Source organism: Mycobacterium sp. IDR2000157661 (genome assembly GCF_022317005.1).
GTDB lineage: Bacteria > Actinomycetota > Actinomycetes > Mycobacteriales > Mycobacteriaceae > Mycobacterium.
The window spans coordinates 3,313,254-3,328,005 of the sequence record NZ_CP081006.1; the positions used below are offsets into that span (position 1 = coordinate 3,313,254).

General features: G+C 70.1%; 16 protein-coding genes. 14 read left to right on the forward strand and 2 right to left on the reverse strand.

Features of this window, described 5'->3' with window-relative positions; genetic code table 11:
• Window positions 1–20 precede the first annotated feature (20 nt).
• The 3 genes from K3G64_RS17340 to holA are packed head-to-tail and all read left to right on the forward strand — an operon-like array spanning window position 21 to window position 3,354.
• A complete protein-coding gene (locus K3G64_RS17340) occupies window positions 21–848 on the forward strand; it encodes a ComEA family DNA-binding protein (protein WP_238886060.1) in 828 nt (275 codons plus the stop codon).
• Window positions 845–2,398, forward strand: a complete 1,554-nt coding sequence (locus K3G64_RS17345) for a ComEC/Rec2 family competence protein (RefSeq protein WP_238886061.1) — start codon at window positions 845–847, stop codon at window positions 2,396–2,398. Before K3G64_RS17340 ends, K3G64_RS17345 begins: the two co-directional genes overlap by 4 nt.
• A gap of 14 nt (window positions 2,399–2,412) precedes the next feature.
• Window positions 2,413–3,354 carry a DNA polymerase III subunit delta gene (gene holA, locus K3G64_RS17350; protein WP_238950766.1) on the forward strand — a complete coding sequence of 314 codons (942 nt, stop codon included), beginning with the start codon at window positions 2,413–2,415 and terminating at the stop codon, window positions 3,352–3,354.
• A gap of 30 nt (window positions 3,355–3,384) precedes the next feature.
• On the opposite strand, the gene rpsT is transcribed toward holA, so the two are convergent.
• Window positions 3,385–3,645 carry a 30S ribosomal protein S20 gene (rpsT, locus tag K3G64_RS17355; protein WP_238886063.1) on the reverse strand — a complete coding sequence of 87 codons (261 nt, stop codon included), beginning with the start codon at window positions 3,643–3,645 and terminating at the stop codon, window positions 3,385–3,387.
• Window positions 3,646–3,928: 283 nt separating this feature from the next.
• On the opposite strand from rpsT, the gene K3G64_RS17360 reads away from it, so the two are divergent.
• From K3G64_RS17360 to K3G64_RS17370, 3 genes are read left to right on the forward strand one after another with little or no spacing between them, the layout of a single operon-like run.
• Window positions 3,929–5,437 carry a circularly permuted type 2 ATP-grasp protein gene (locus K3G64_RS17360; protein WP_238950767.1) on the forward strand — a complete coding sequence of 503 codons (1,509 nt, stop codon included), beginning with the start codon at window positions 3,929–3,931 and terminating at the stop codon, window positions 5,435–5,437.
• 13 nt (window positions 5,438–5,450) lie between these two features.
• A complete protein-coding gene (locus tag K3G64_RS17365) occupies window positions 5,451–6,422 on the forward strand; it encodes an alpha-E domain-containing protein (RefSeq protein WP_238886065.1) in 972 nt (323 codons plus the stop codon).
• Between the two features lie 32 nt (window positions 6,423–6,454).
• Entirely contained in the window at window positions 6,455–7,294 is an 840-nt protein-coding gene (locus K3G64_RS17370) for a transglutaminase family protein (RefSeq protein ID WP_238886067.1), read from the forward strand.
• A gap of 13 nt (window positions 7,295–7,307) precedes the next feature.
• Here the strand turns inward: K3G64_RS17370 and K3G64_RS17375 are convergent, their stop codons facing one another.
• Entirely contained in the window at window positions 7,308–8,168 is an 861-nt protein-coding gene (locus K3G64_RS17375) for a ribonuclease Z (protein ID WP_238886069.1), read from the reverse strand.
• Window positions 8,169–8,435: 267 nt separating this feature from the next.
• On the opposite strand from K3G64_RS17375, the gene K3G64_RS17380 reads away from it, so the two are divergent.
• From K3G64_RS17380 to K3G64_RS17415, 8 genes are all read left to right on the forward strand, one after another.
• Window positions 8,436–8,864 (forward strand): CBS domain-containing protein, encoded by a 429-nt coding sequence (locus K3G64_RS17380; protein ID WP_238886070.1) that lies wholly within the window; start codon window positions 8,436–8,438, stop codon window positions 8,862–8,864.
• The gene (locus K3G64_RS17385; protein ID WP_238886071.1) at window positions 8,857–9,462 is read left to right on the forward strand and encodes a GNAT family N-acetyltransferase; all 606 of its coding nucleotides are present in this window, start codon (window positions 8,857–8,859) and stop codon (window positions 9,460–9,462) included. Before K3G64_RS17380 ends, K3G64_RS17385 begins: the two co-directional genes overlap by 8 nt.
• Window positions 9,463–9,598: 136 nt before the next feature.
• Window positions 9,599–9,943 carry an NADH-quinone oxidoreductase subunit A gene (locus tag K3G64_RS17390; protein ID WP_238886072.1) on the forward strand — a complete coding sequence of 115 codons (345 nt, stop codon included), beginning with the start codon at window positions 9,599–9,601 and terminating at the stop codon, window positions 9,941–9,943.
• Between the two features lie 8 nt (window positions 9,944–9,951).
• A complete protein-coding gene (locus K3G64_RS17395) occupies window positions 9,952–11,031 on the forward strand; it encodes a hypothetical protein (RefSeq protein ID WP_238886073.1) in 1,080 nt (359 codons plus the stop codon).
• Window positions 11,028–11,954, forward strand: a complete 927-nt coding sequence (locus K3G64_RS17400; protein WP_238886074.1) for a complex I subunit 1 family protein — start codon at window positions 11,028–11,030, stop codon at window positions 11,952–11,954. Before K3G64_RS17395 ends, K3G64_RS17400 begins: the two co-directional genes overlap by 4 nt.
• A 6-nt stretch (window positions 11,955–11,960) precedes the next feature.
• Entirely contained in the window at window positions 11,961–12,524 is a 564-nt protein-coding gene (locus K3G64_RS17405) for an NADH-quinone oxidoreductase subunit J (RefSeq protein WP_238886075.1), read from the forward strand.
• Entirely contained in the window at window positions 12,521–12,823 is a 303-nt protein-coding gene (locus K3G64_RS17410) for an NADH-quinone oxidoreductase subunit NuoK (RefSeq protein WP_238886076.1), read from the forward strand. Before K3G64_RS17405 ends, K3G64_RS17410 begins: the two co-directional genes overlap by 4 nt.
• Window positions 12,824–12,827: 4 nt before the next feature.
• Window positions 12,828–14,750 carry a proton-conducting transporter transmembrane domain-containing protein gene (locus K3G64_RS17415; RefSeq protein ID WP_238886078.1) on the forward strand — a complete coding sequence of 641 codons (1,923 nt, stop codon included), beginning with the start codon at window positions 12,828–12,830 and terminating at the stop codon, window positions 14,748–14,750.
• Window positions 14,751–14,752 lie beyond the last annotated feature (2 nt).

Consider the following 14,752-nt stretch of genomic DNA (forward strand, 5'->3'; position numbering starts at 1 on the left):
CCCGACCTACGTTTCCTGACATGCGAACCGAACTCGCGGCCCAGCGCCTGCACCACCGGTTGGGGGCCGAACCCGAAGCCGAAGCAGGTACCGGTGACGACGAGGACCGTCCTGCCGACACCGCCTTGACCCGCTGGCTGCCCGAACCCGAACCGGGCGGCGCCCCGGGTTGGCTCTCGGCGGTGCGGGCCGACCCCGGGCGCGCCGGAGTCGCGGCGCTGGCCGTGGTGGGTGTCGTGGCGGTGCTGGTGACGGTGTTCGCGCTGGTGCGGGACAACACCCCCGCGGTGGCGTCGGCCAAACTGCCGCCGGTACAAGCGGTTTCCACGCCCAGTCCGACGCCACCCGCCGCCGGGCCCGTCGTGGTCAGCGTCGTCGGCCTGGTGCACAAGCCGGGCCTGGTCACGCTCGACGCCGGTGCACGGATCGCCGATGCGCTGCAGGCCGCCGGTGGGCCACTGGACGGAGCGGATGTAGTGGGCCTCAACATGGCGCGACGGGTCGCCGACGGTGAGCAGATCGTCGTGGGGATCGCTGCCCCGCCGGGTGAGCCGGTCACGATGGGCAGCTCGATCAGCGGGGGCGCCGCGGCGGCCGCACCGTCCGCCGCGCCCGCGAGCGGTGGTGGCGCTCACCGGGCCGATGCGGGGCCGACCGGCTCGATCGACCTCAACACGGCCACCGCCGAGGAACTCGACACCCTGCCCGGCATCGGCCCAGTGACCGCCGCCGCAATCGTCGCGTGGCGCGACGCCAACGGAAAGTTCGCCAGCGTCGAGCAACTCGCCGATGTCGACGGCATCGGACCCGCGCGGCTGGAGAAGTTGCGCAACCTGGTCCATGTGTGACGTCGGTGCCTGCTCACGGCGTGCCGCGGCTCGATCTGCGTCTGGTGCCCGCCGCCTCGACCGCATGGGCGGTGACAGCTTCTGGGATAGTCTGGCCGGCAACCGGATCCGTGCTGGCGGGCGTCGTCGCGGTCGCGGTGACCGCCGCGGCGGGGTGGTGGGGTAGTGGCCGACGGGCGGACGTCGACAAGCGGGCCGTGGGCGCAGGCGTTGTTGCGGTCGGCGTGGTCGCCACGGCGTTCGGGGTGGCGGTGGGGCTGCGGGTCGACGAGTTGCGGCACCATCCGTTCGTCATGCGCTACGGCGCGGTCGCCACCGTCGTCGTCTCGCCGGCCGAGAGCCCGCGCGCCCTCGGAGGCAGCCGCACGATGTTCCGCGGATCACTGCTGCAAGCAGACGGGCATCCGACGTCCGGCCGGGTGGTGGTGTTCGCCTCCGCCGCGGACATGGCCGGCTTGAGCGCGCGCACGCCGGTGGGCTTTCGGGCCCGGATCGGCAGACCCACCCGCCGCGACCTCACCGTGGCGGTGCTGTCGCCGGTCGGGCGCCCGACGTTCGGTGCGGCGGCGCCCGTGTACCGCGGCGCGCATGGGGTCCGCGCGGGGTTCGCCGACGCGGCGCGACGTGCGCTGCCCGCCGACCAGGCGGCGATGCTGCCCGCGCTCGTCCTCGGTGACACGTCGGCGGTATCCGGACAGACGACCAGGGACTTCCGGGCGTCGGGCCTGACACACCTCACCGCGGTTTCGGGCGCCAACGTCACGATCGTGTGCGGCGCGGTGCTGCTGACCGCGGGCCTGGTGGGGCCGCGGGTGGCTGTCGCGCTCGCCGCGGTTGCCCTGGCGGCGTTCGTCGTCGTGGTGCAGCCCACCGCCAGCGTGCTGCGGGCCGCTGTGATGGGTGCGGTGACGTTGTTGGCGGTGTTGTCGCACCGCCGCCGTCAAGCGATCCCGGCGTTGTCGACCAGCGTGTTGGTGTTGCTCGTCGCGTCCCCGGAGCTGGCGGTCGACCTCGGGTTCGCCCTGTCGGTGTCGGCGACCGCTGCACTGATCGTCATCGCCCCCGTGTGGTCTCGGCGACTCGTCGGACGGGGATGGCCCAAACCGCTCGCCGACGCGCTGAGCATCGCGGTCGCCGCCCAACTGGTCACCGCGCCGTTGATCGCCGGCATGTCGGGCACCTTGAGTGTCGTTTCCGTGATCGCGAATATCGCTGCGGCAGTGGTTGTTCCGCCGATCGCGGTGATCGGAACCGCCGCTGCCGCGCTATGCCCGGTGTGGCCGGCCGGCGCGGATCTGCTCATCCGCTTCACCGGGCCAGAACTTTGGTGGCTGCTGACGGTGGCCCGGTGGGGCGCCGGTGTGCCCGGCGCCCTGTTGCCGGTGCCGTCGGGTCCGTGGGGCGCGGTCATCGTGGGCGCAGCGGGTACGACGGCCGTGCTGGCATGGCGGTGGCGGTGGGCGCGGATCGCGGTGGGCGCCGGCGTGCTGTGCCTGCTGGCGTGGACGGTGTCGGGCCTGTCGGGCGGTCGTGACACGATCGTGGGGTGAGCCGAGAGTCGCGCCTGCACCTGGTGCTCGGGGACGAGGAGTTGCTGGTCGAACGCGCCGTCGCGGCGGTACTGCGGGATGCGCGCAAGCGGGCCGGTACCGCCGACGTGCCGGTCGACCGCCTGCGCGCCGGCGAGGTCAGCACCAGCGAGTTGGCCGAACTGCTCAGCCCGTCCCTGTTCTCCGACGAACGCGTGGTGGTGCTCGAGTCGGCCGCCGAAGCAGGCAAGGACGCCGTCGCCCTGATCGCCGAAGCGGCGGCCGACCTGCCGCCCGGCACGATGCTGGTGGTGGTGCACTCCGGCGGCGGCCGGGCCAAAGCGCTGGCCGAGCAGCTCAAAAAGCTTGGCGCTCAGGTGCATCCTTGCGCCCGCATCACCAAGGCCGCGGAGCGAGCGGATTTCGTCCGCCGCGAGTTTCGTGCGCTGAAGATCAAGGTCGGCGACGACACGGTCACCGCCGTTCTGGATGCGGTCGGATCGGACATCCGCGAGCTGGCGGCGGCGTGTTCGCAATTGGTCGCCGACACCGCCGGTGGGGTCGACGCCGCCTCGGTGCGCCGCTATCACTTCGGTAAGGCCGAGGTGAAGGGGTTCGACATCGCGGACAAGGCGGTCGTCGGCGACGTCGCGGGCGCCGCCGAAGCGCTGCGCTGGGCGATGCTGCGCGGCGAACCGCACGTCGTACTGGCCGATGCGCTGGCCGAAGCGGTCCACACCATCGCCAGGGTGGCCCCGCTGTCGGGCGATCCGTACCGGTTGGCGTCCGAACTCGGCATGCCGCCGTGGCGGGTGCAGAAGGCGCAGAAGCAGGCGCGGCGGTGGTCACGCACCTCGGTCGCCGAGGCGCTGCGCCTGGTGGCTGCGTTGAACGCCGATGTGAAGGGCGCCGCCGCCGACGCGGACTATGCGCTGGAGGCGACGGTCAGGCGGGTTGCCGAGCTCGCGAAGGATTGAGCGGACTGAACGAACTGAAGCGAAGTGCGGTCAGAGCTTGTTGAGCGCCTGCGCGAGCGCCGACTTGCGGTTGGCGGCCTGGTTCTTATGGATTACGCCCTTGCTGGCCGCCTTGTCGAGCTTGCGGCTGGTCGACGCCAGCAATTCGGCGGCCTTGTCCTTGTCGCCGGCCTCGACCGCCTGCCGGAATCCGCGGACCGCCGTGTGAAGCGAGGACTTCACCGACTTGTTGCGCAGTCTGCGGCGCTCGTTGGTCTTGATGCGCTTTTCCTGCGACTTGATGTTGGCCACGCGTGTGTTCCTTCGTAAATCTCGTCCGGATTTGGGTAAGTGTCTTATGGCCCGGCTGGCGGGCAGCGACTGTTCAGGGTACCAGCGGGACCGGCATTCCCCCAAAGTGAGGGCTGCTGGCCTGCCGAAACGCGGGATGTGATGCAGCATGTCAGAGGTGACCCTGCGAACGCCCCGTGCCCGAGGAACGCAGCCGGCCCGATCCGCCAGGTCGGCCAACCGGCACGACGGCGTCTTCGCCGGTTACGGCGATCTCGGCGGCTACGCACGGGCCTTCGACGAGATGTTCGATGCGCAGGGCAACGTGCGGGCGCCCTACAAGGGCATCTACAGCGAACTGGCCCCTTCGGACGCCTCCGAGCTGGAGGCCCGCGCCGAGGCGCTGGGTCGCGCCTTCGTCGACCAGGGCATCACGTTCTCGCTGTCCGGGCAGGAGCGGCCGTTTCCGCTCGACCTGGTACCGCGGGTGATCTCCGCGGCGGATTGGAGCCGCCTCGAACGGGGCATCATCCAGCGGGTCAAGGCGCTCGAGCTCTACCTCGACGACATCTACGGCGAACAGGAGATCCTGCGGGACGGGGTGATCCCGCGTCGGCTCGTCACCTCCTGTGAGCATTTCCACCGCGAGGCGTTTGGCATCGTCCCGCCCAACGGCGTGCGCATCCACGTCGCCGGCATCGACCTCGTTCGCGACGCCAAGGGCGACTTCCGGGTGCTCGAGGACAATCTGCGGTCGCCGTCGGGGGTGTCCTACGTGATGGAGAACCGCCGCACCATGGCCCGCGTGGTGCCCAACCTGTTCGCAACCCACCGGGTGCGTGCCGTCGGGGACTACGCGTCGCATCTGCTGCGCGCCCTGCGCAACGCCGCGGCCAACAACGTCGCCGACCCGACCGTCGTCGTCCTCACCCCGGGCGTCTACAACTCGGCGTACTTCGAGCATTCGCTGTTGGCCCGCCAGATGGGCGTGGAACTGGTCGAGGGCCGGGACCTGTTCTGCCGCGACAACGCTGTCTACATGCGCACCACCGAGGGCGAACGGCAGGTCGACGTCATCTACCGCCGTATCGACGACGCGTTCCTGGACCCGATGCAGTTCCGGCCCGACTCGGTGCTGGGCGTCGCCGGTCTGCTCAACGCGGCCCGCGCGGGCAACGTCGTCATCTCCAGCGCGGTCGGCAACGGCGTCGGTGACGACAAGTTGGTCTACACGTACGTTCCGACGATCATCGAGTACTACCTCGGCGAGAAGCCGCTGCTGGCCAACGTCGACACCCTGCGCTGCTGGCTCGACGACGAACGCGAGGAGGTGCTCGACCGCATCGACGAGCTCGTCATCAAACCGGTGGAAGGCTCCGGCGGCTACGGCATCGTGTTCGGCCCCGACGCGTCGGAGAAAGAACGCGCTGCGATCGGCAAGAAGATCCGCAACGACCCGCGCGGCTGGGTCGCCCAGCCGGTCGTGCAGCTGTCGACGGTGCCTACCCAGATCGACGACCAGTTGGTGCCGCGCCATGTCGACCTGCGGCCGTTCGCGGTCAACGACGGCGACGACGTATGGGTGCTGCCGGGCGGGCTCACGCGCGTCGCGCTGCCGGAGGGGTCGCTGGTGGTCAACTCCAGCCAGGGCGGCGGGTCCAAGGACACCTGGGTGCTGGCGTCTCGCACGTCGGCCGCCGACCGCGAACTGGGCGCCGCCGAAGTCGTTCGCTCGCTGCCGAGATCGTCGCTGGGAGCCAAACCGGACCACATCGACGGTCAGTCGCAAGACCAGCAACAGCAGCAGCAGTAGGGCGGTGATTTGAGTGTTGGCCCGCAACGCCGAGTCGCTGTACTGGATCGGCCGCTACGTCGAACGCGCCGACGACACCGCGCGCATTCTCGACGTCACGGTGCATCAGCTGCTCGAGGACTCCAGCGTCGACCCGGACCAGGCGTCGCGCACGCTGCTGCGGGTGCTGGGCATGGACCCGCCCGACAAGCCTCTGGACGTGTGGTCGCTGACCGACATCGTCGCGTTCAGCCGGGGCACGGAGGGCTCCATCGTGGACGCGATCTCGGCGGCGCGCGAAAACGCCAGAGGTGCACGGGAAGTCACGTCGACCGAGATCTGGGAATGCCTCAACACCACCTACAACGCACTGTCCGAGCGCGAGCGGGCCGCTAAACGCCTTGGCCCACACGAGTTCCTGTCGTTCGTCGAGGGCCGCGCTGCAATGTTCGCCGGCCTGGCCGACTCGACGCTGTCGCGCGACGACGGCTACCGGTTCATGGTGCTCGGTCGCGCGATCGAGCGGGTGGACATGACGGTGCGGCTGCTGCTGTCGCGCGTCGGTGACAGCGCGTCGTCGCCCGCCTGGGTGACGTTGCTGCGATCGGCGGGTGCCCACGACACCTACCTGCGCACGTACCGCGGCGTGCTCGACGCCGGCCGGGTCGTCGAGTTCATGCTGCTGGACCGGCTGTTCCCGCGCTCGATCTTCTACTCGCTGCGGTTGGCCGAACACAGCCTCGACGAGCTGCTCAACCGCCCGCCCAGCCGGCTCGGCGCCACCGCCGAGGCGCAGCGGCTGCTCGGCCGGGCCCGCAGCGAGTTGGAGTTCCTGCGGCCGGGTGTGCTGCTGGAGTCGCTCGAACAGCGGTTGGCCGGACTGCAGAAGACCTGCCACGACGTCGGCGAGGCGTTGGCGGTGCAGTACTTCCACTCCGCCCCGTGGGTGGCCTGGCACGACGCCGGGCACAACGGGTCGCTGGTGATCGAGGAAGGCGAGATCTGACCGATGAGCGCTTGCGTGGAGAGTGACCACTGATGTGGCGGCTGCGGGTGGTGCACTCGACGGGGTATGCGTACAAGTCGCCGGTGACCGCGTCGTTCAACGAGGCCCGGCTCACGCCACGGTCCGACTCGCGGCAGAACGTCATCCTCAACCGGGTGGAGACCGTTCCCGCGACGCGGTCGTACCGCTACGTCGACTACTGGGGCACCGCGGTGACGGCCTTCGACCTGCACGCACCGCACACCGAACTGGAGGTGACGTCGTCGTCGGTGGTCGAGACCGAAGCGGGCCAGCCGCCCGACGAGGAGCTCACCTGGGAGCACATGCGATCCGCGGCGGTCGTCGACCGCTTCGACGAGGTGCTCTCACCGACGCACTACACCCCCGACAGCAAGCGCATCCGGCGGGTGGGCCAGCGCATCATGAAAGACCACGCGCCCCATGCGGCCGTCACCGCCGCCGCCCAATGGGTGCACAGCGAACTGCGGTACGTCGCCGGCACCACGGGGGTGCATTCGTCGGGCCTCGACGCGCTGCGGGAAGGCAAGGGCGTGTGCCAGGACTTCGCCCACCTGAGCCTGATCCTGCTGCGCGCCATGGGTATTCCGGCACGCTATGTGTCGGGATACCTGCATCCCAATCGCGAGGCCGTCGTCGGCCAGACGATCGACGGCCAGAGCCACGCCTGGGTTCAGGCCTGGACGGGCGGCTGGTGGAATTACGACCCGACCAATGGCGTCGCCATCAACGAGCAGTACGTCAGCGTCGGCGTGGGCCGAGACTACTCCGACGTCAGCCCACTCAAGGGCATCTACTCGGGTGAGGGCTCGACCGACCTGGACGTCGTCGTCGAAATCACCCGCCTGGCGTAGGTTTCTGGCGCGGCTACCCGGCAGGCTTGGCGCCCACGCCGGGATGCACCTCGACGCGGTGCAGGTCGTCGCCGAGCTCGATCTGCCGGTCGAAGTGCTTGGCCGCCAAAGCGCGCCAATCGTCTTCCTGCCCGGGCGCGATCGCGGGCACGTAGTGCGTCAGGATCAGGATGCCGACACCGGCCCGCGCCGCAGTGGCAGCGGCCTGCTCGACCGACGAATGGTAGTCGCAGATGTCCCGGATGCGCTGTTGCGGGAGCAACTCGACGAGATCCTTGCGGATCACCGTGTGCACCAGCGCTCCTGCGCCTGCGGCCAGTTCGTCAAGGGTCTCGCACGGCACCGTGTCCCCGGCCAGCACCACCGATGCGCCTGCGTGTTCGATCCGGAAGCCGATCGTCGGTGCGACGGGCCGGTGGTCGGTGGGCGCCACCCTGATCGACACGCCGTCGCTGCCCCACACGACGCCCTCGGTGACCTCCTCGACCTGCACAGCAGGCGGGGCGGTGATGTCGTCATGATGGGCGATGCGGTAGCCGATGTCGTGGCCGAACGCCTTGAGCGTGGCGTCGACCACCTCGGCGGTTCCCGGCGGACCGATGATCGGCAGCGGCGCCGGGTCCGGGGTGAACGTGGTGATCCACCGGGTGATGAGCAGGTCGCCCAGTTCGGCGATGTGGTCGCTGTGCAGGTGCGTCAACAGCAGCGCCGTCAGGGCGTTGGCCTGCACGCCCGCGGCGGTCATGCGCTGCTGAACCCCGCGTCCGCAGTCGATGAGGAACGTCTGTCCACCGGCGCGGACCAGCGTCGACGGGCCGGCGCGACGCGCGTCGGGAACGGGGCTTCCGGTGCCAAGAAGGGTGACCTCGATCATGGCCCCCAGGTATACCCGCCGAGCGGGCCCGGTGGGCGATATTCGCGGCGACCGAATCCGTCCGGTTCGCCGGACTGAGTCGCCATCGCACCGAAAACCGGTGATGGCACTCACGATTGGCGCCCACGCCCATTACGGTCGCGGCCGAGGGCCGGTGACGTCGAACAGCGGTCGAGGGATCTGTCGCAGGTGACCCGGCCAAAGTGCTGTCACGGGGCAGGCCGCGGTTCTAGCCTGAGACGACGGACATCACGAGCGGAGGCGGAGATGCGGATCGCGGACGTGTTGCGGGCGAAGGGTGCGGCGGTGGCGACCATCACCCCCGAAACCTCGGTCGCCGGACTGCTCACCGAGCTGACGGTGCACAACATCGGTGCGATGGTCGTCGTGTCGCCGGACGGTCTGGTCGGCATCGTCTCCGAACGCGACGTCGTGCGCGCGTTGCACCGCCAGGGCGCCGACCTCCTCACCCGGCCGGTGTCGGAGATCATGACCACGCTGGTGGCCACGTGTGAGCCCGGCGATTCGGTCGACAGTCTCAGCGCGCTGATGACCACGAATCGGGTCCGGCACGTGCCGGTGGTGGAGAACGGGAGGCTGGCCGGCATCGTCAGCATCGGTGACGTGGTCAAGACCCGGATGGAAGAGCTGGAAACCCAGCAGGAGCAGTTGCAGGCCTACATCACCCGTGGCTGACGTCGACGTCGGTCCGGCCGGGCGGCGCGATGTGCGCCGGATGTCGGAGGTGCTGGCGCGCGCCTTCTATCGCGACCCGGTGATGAGCTGGATGCTGCCCGACGACTCCGCCCGCGGCCGCGGCCTGCAACGGATGTTCGCGGCGATGACGCGCCACCACTTCCTGCGGACCGAGGGCGTCGAGGTGGCCCGTGGCGAGCGCATCGGTGCCGCGGCACTGTGGGATCCGCCCGGGCGGTGGAAGCAGAGCCGGCTCGAGGAGACGTTGATGATGCCGCAGTTCATCCTGGCGTTCGGCACCAAGGTGAAGCGGGGTCAACAGGTGTCCGACCTGATGAAGGAGCGTCATCCCGAGGAACCGCACTGGTACCTCGCGGTGATCGGGAGCGATCCGAGCGTGCGTGGCACCGGCTTCGGCCAGGCGCTGATGCGCTCGCGGCTGGACCGCTGCGACGCCGAATACGCGCCCGCCTACCTGGAATCCAGCAACCCGGACAACATCCCGTACTACCAGCGGTTCGGCTTCGAGGTCACCGGTGAGATCAAGCTGCCCGACGGCGGCCCGAGCATGTGGCCGATGTGGCGGGAGCCGCGCTAGGCGCGACGGCATAGGAGCCGATCATCAGAAAACCCGGCGGGAGGCGGTATAGCGGCGCTTGACGGGGGAACGTTTCGAGGGGCCCCGGGCCGTGCGACGGATTGCCACGCCAGACCGACGTTGAAGGAGCGCAGCCATGTACACCGGCGTGGCGTCGATGCTGCTGGTGACGGTGGTCGGCACCGCGGTCCTGTACGGGGTTCACCGGTGGACCGCGGTCGCGCCGAATGCGCTGATGTCACTGCCGTTCCAATCCGGGTGGCAGCCCGAGGAGCACGCGTTGTCGCGCTACCACGTCCGCTGGTATCCGGCGACGCTGGTGTTCCTGGCCTTCGACGTCGAGATGCTGTTCATGTACCCGTGGGCCGTCGTAGTCGCCGAGCGCGGCGTCAAGGCGATCGTCGAGATGTTCGTCTTCCTCGGCGCGTTGTTCGTCGCCGTGGCATGGGCGTGGCGGGAGGGGGCCCTGCGTTGGGTATAGGTCAGGCATTGGCCCGGCTCGGGGTCGCCGGCACACACGTGTTGGTTGTGGAGGTGCCCGGCCACTGGATCACGCGGTGCGCACTTCACGGCGGGATGCTCGGCCGCGGATGGCGGGAGGCGCTGTCGGCCGCCGACGCCGACGTCCTGGCCGTGTGCGGGGTACCGGGCCCGGAGTTGTCCGGTGTCATCGACCGCCTCTGGGATCAGCTGCCCGGCCCCAGGGTTCGCATCGATGTCACCGGCCCGTCGCAGGTCGACGACGAACTGGACCGCGCGGCCGCCGAACTGCTCGACGGGCGTGGACAGCGCGCCGACGCACGGAGCAGACCTCGGCGTCCCGAGATCGCCATGGATCACGGCGACATGGATCACGGCGACATGGATCACGGCGACATGGGCATGGCGCCGGAAGGCATTCCGTTGGCTGACGGCGGCGAGGACCGCGATCTGTTGGAAATGGACACACTGCATCTGCGGCTGGGGCCGGTGCTGCCGTACTGGCCGGCCGGACTCGTGGTGGGGTGCAACCTCAACGGCGACGTGATCACCGAGGCCCGGGCATTTCTGGTCGATGCGACCGCGGACGGGGCGGACCCGTCGGAGCCCACCGCGCTGGGCGGCGCGCTGCAGGCGGCCCGGCAGTGCGACCATGTGCGCGATCTCCTGGCCCTGGCGGGGTGGGCCCGCGGCGCCGCGCTCGCGCGTCGCTGCCGCGACCTACTGCTGGCACGCGACGACGAGAACGCCGGCCTGCTGCTGGCCCAACTGCATCGCGGGGCGCGCCGGTCGGCGCTGCTGCGGTGGTCGCTGCGTGAGGTCGGCTCGCTGTCCGGCGACGAGCTCGGCCGCCGGGGACTTCCCGAAGCGTTCGAAGGTGATGCATACCGGCGGCTGCTGGCAAGGCTGGACGCCGCGAGGGAGTTGATGTCAGACCCGTTGCAGCCCAACCCCTTCCGAATCGGTCTGCCAGTCGCCCTCGACGTGTTGCCCCAGCTGATCGGCGGGCTCGACATCGCCGCGGCGCGACTGGCCGTCGCCGGCCTGGGAATCGACACGTTCCTTCACGTCGAGGCCGATGTCGCATGACGCCGTCGACGCTCACCACCGTGTCCGGCATCTGGGCGCTGGCCGCGGCGGCCTTGGTTCTCGGGCTCGCCTACTACGCGGCCGTGCTCGACGGCGTCCTCACCGCGCGCGATGACGGCGTCGCCGTGCGCGTCCGCACACCGCTGTCGGAGTCCGCGCGGTTACTTCGGCAGCGGCGGCGGGTCACCGTCGCGGCGGACCGGCTGTTGTGGCGGATCGGCGGTGGCGGACTGATCGCGGCAGCACTGTTGATGGTGACCGTGGTGCCGTTGGGAAGGTGGACGCTGTTCGACCTCGACGTGGGGGTCGTCTGGTTCAACGCGATGGATGTCGTCGTCTGGGCCCTCGTTTGGCTCGCGGGATGGGGCCCGAACTCCGCCCACTCGCTGATCGGCGGATACCGGTTCCTGGCACAGGCGCTCGGATACGAGTTGCCGTTGATGTTCGCCCTGGTCGCACCCGCCATCGCGGCCGAAAGCCTGCGGGTCGGCACGGTGGCCGATGCTCAGCAAGGACTGTGGTACGTGGTCTGGATGCCGGTGGCCTTCGTCGTCTATTGCATTGGTGTGCTGGGCTTCTCGGTATGGGGTCCGATGTCGGCGGCGTTCGGGGCCGACATCGCCGGCGGGGCCGCTGCCGAGCTCTCCGGCGTCGACCGTCTCCTGGTGCTGGCCGGGCGGTACGCGCTCCTGGCGGCCGGGTCGGCGTTCGCGGTACCGCTGTTCCTCGGCGGCGGCGCCGGTCCGATACTGCCGGGCTGGCTGTGGGTGATCGTGAAAACAGTTGTGCTGCTGACGATTCTGGTGTGGCTGCGGCGGCCCCTGTTGCGGCCGGACAAGTTCATGGAGGTCGGTTGGCTGTTGCTGCTGCCGGCCGTGCTGGTGCAGGACCTGATAGTGGCGATCGTCGCGGTTTGGAGGTAACGAACAATGGTCGCGGACATCGTTTTCTGGGTCGCCGCCGTGGTGGCCGTCATGGCCGGGGGCGCCGTGTTCGTCGTCGACTCGATGGCTCGTGCGACATACGCGCTCGCGACCTCGTTCATCGCCGTGGGCGTCGCGGTGCTGCTGCTCCAGCAGAACTACGTGGGCGTCATCGTCATCTTGATGATGGTCATGGAGATGGCCGTGATGGCCGTCTACATGGTCATGTTCATGGGCATGAACCCGGCGCTGATGCCCATGAGCATGGTGCACTCTCGGCGCATGTCGCTGGCCCTGTCGATCGCGACGTTCCTGTTGCTCGCCGCCGGCATCCTGCTGGTGGATTGGCCGCAACGGCGTGGATCGCCGCCGGTCGACGTCACCGCCGCACTCGGTGATGCGCTGATGGGCCCCAACATGCTCGCGATGGTGGTGATCAGCCCGGTCATGGTCGCGACGATCGTGGGTGGGGTGGTGCTGGCCGCCCACCGCACCCGTTACGACCGGTTCGGCGACGACCTGCGGCGCCGCCCCGCAAGCGATCCGCAACCGGGAGGGGTCGGGCGATGACCCTGCAGACGGTGCTGCTGGTGGCGGCCGCGCTGTTCAGCGTCGGCCTCTACGGGGCCCTGTCCCAACAGGTCGTGGTCATGGTGATGATGGGTCTGGAACTGATGATCAACGCCGTCATCCTCGCCGCCGCGGGCTTCTGGTGGTTCCTCGCACCCGCCCCGACGGGCCAGGTGCTGCTGATGGTGATCATCGCCGCGATGACGGTGGAGATGGCGATGGGCTTCGCGGTGGCCACGCTGCTGCATCGCGACCGGCAGGCCGACATGACCGACATGGCGACCGACCTGGCCGGGTGATCGGGTGAACACGTCGTTGGCGCAGTGGTCGCTGTGGGGTCTGGTCGGCATACCGGCCGTCGCCGGAGTCGCGTTGCTGCTCAACCACCTTCGGCGCCCAGGCGCCGACCGCCTGGCCTCGGTGGTGTCCGTAGCGACATCGGCGGTGGTGGCGGCGCTGTCCGCGGTGGTGGCCGTGCGCAGGCCCACCGTCAGCGTGCCGTTCATGGCCGGGACGGACCTCACGTTGGGCGTCGATGCGTTGACGGCGACGGTGGTGCCGGCCGTCGCCGCCATCACCGTGCTGGTGCTGGTGTTCGCCGTGGGCGACGGCGCCGTGGGGGGCGGTCGGTTCCACGGCCTCATGCTGGTGTTCGCCGCCGCGGTGATGCTGACCGCCACCGCGGCCACCCTGCCCGCGCTGCTGTTGGCGTGGGAGGTGATGGGAGCCGCCTCCTACGCCCTGATCGGCTACCGATGGCAGCAGAGTTACCGGGTGTCGGCGGGTCTGACAGCGTTTCTCACCACCCGCGCGGCCGACCTCGGTCTCTATCTCGCCGCCGGGGCCGCGCTGGCCGGCGGTGCGGGGCTCGTTCTGGCCGACCTGGCCGGCGCCACGAACGGCTGGCGACACGTCATCGCCGCCGGCGTGCTGGTCGCCGCGCTCGGTAAGGCGGCGCAGCTGCCGTTCTCCTTCTGGCTCTCGCGCGCGATGGAAGGACCGAGCCCGGTGAGCGCACTGCTGCACTCGGCGGCGATGGTGGCGATGGGCGCCTACCTGCTGTTGCGCATGAGCCCGCTGCTGGCCGCATCGGGATGGGCCGCCACGGCCGCGGCGTGGCTGGGGGTGGCGACCGCCGTGGTGCTGGGGGCGGTCGCGGTCGCCCAGGCCGACCTGAAGCAGCTGCTCGCGGCGTCGACCGCCGCCCAGCTGGGTTTCGTGGTGATGGCTGCCGGCCTGGCCGCGGTGGGTGCAGGCACCGCCCAGTTGGTTGCGCACGCCTTCACGAAGGCCGGTCTGTTCCTGGCTGCGGGCGCCTGGCTGGCGCTGGTGGGCAGCAAGCGCCTCACGGAGCTGCGCGGGATCGCGCGGCGCTGGCCCGTCATCGGTGTCACGGCGGGCCTGTCGGCTCTCGCGCTGGCGGGGGTGGCGCCGTTGTCGCTGTGGGCGACGAAGGACCAGGTCCTGGCCGCGGCGAAGGAGCACTCGCTGGGCCTGTACGTCGCCGGTCTGGTTGCGGCGGCACTGTCGGCCGCCTACGCGGGCAAGGTCCTGCTGGTCATCTGGCGGCGGCCGCCGCAGGCCGGCGAGCAGAACCGCGCATCCCTGAGCATGTTCGAGCGGCTGCCGCTCGTCGTGCTGGCTGCCGGCGCGGCCCTGGGCGGCGTGCTCGCGCTGCCGCCGATCGGTCCGCAACTCAGCCGGGCCCTGGATCGCGGCTCCACCGCGCACGCCACGGTTCTGGAGCTGACCATCTCGGCCGTGCTCGCCGCCGTGGTCGTTCTCGCGGTGTTGCGCTGGGGCGTGCCCGAGCCGCGCTGGCTGGCGTCCTGGGTCGGCTTGGAAGGGGCCGCCCACGCCTCGGTAGTCGCGCCCACGATGCTGCTTGCGCGCCGGCTCGCCCGGTTCGACGACCGGATCCTGGACCGGTCGGTATCCGCCCTCGCATCCCGAACCCTGTCGGTGTCGCGCGCCTTCGCCCGATTCGACGACCGCGCCCTCGACCGGGCCGTGCACGGCGCCGCCGCCGGGACCATGTCGGCCGCCGCCGCTGCCGAGCGCATCGACATCCGTGGCGTCGACCGGGTGGTGCAGGCGGTCGGCGCCCTGACGCGGCGGCTGGGGGAAACGGCAAGAAAGCCACAGACCGGTCTGCTGCACCAGTACTACATGGGCGCCTTCGCCGTCATCGTCCTTGCCGTCCTGCTCCTGATTGCCGTGAGGTGACC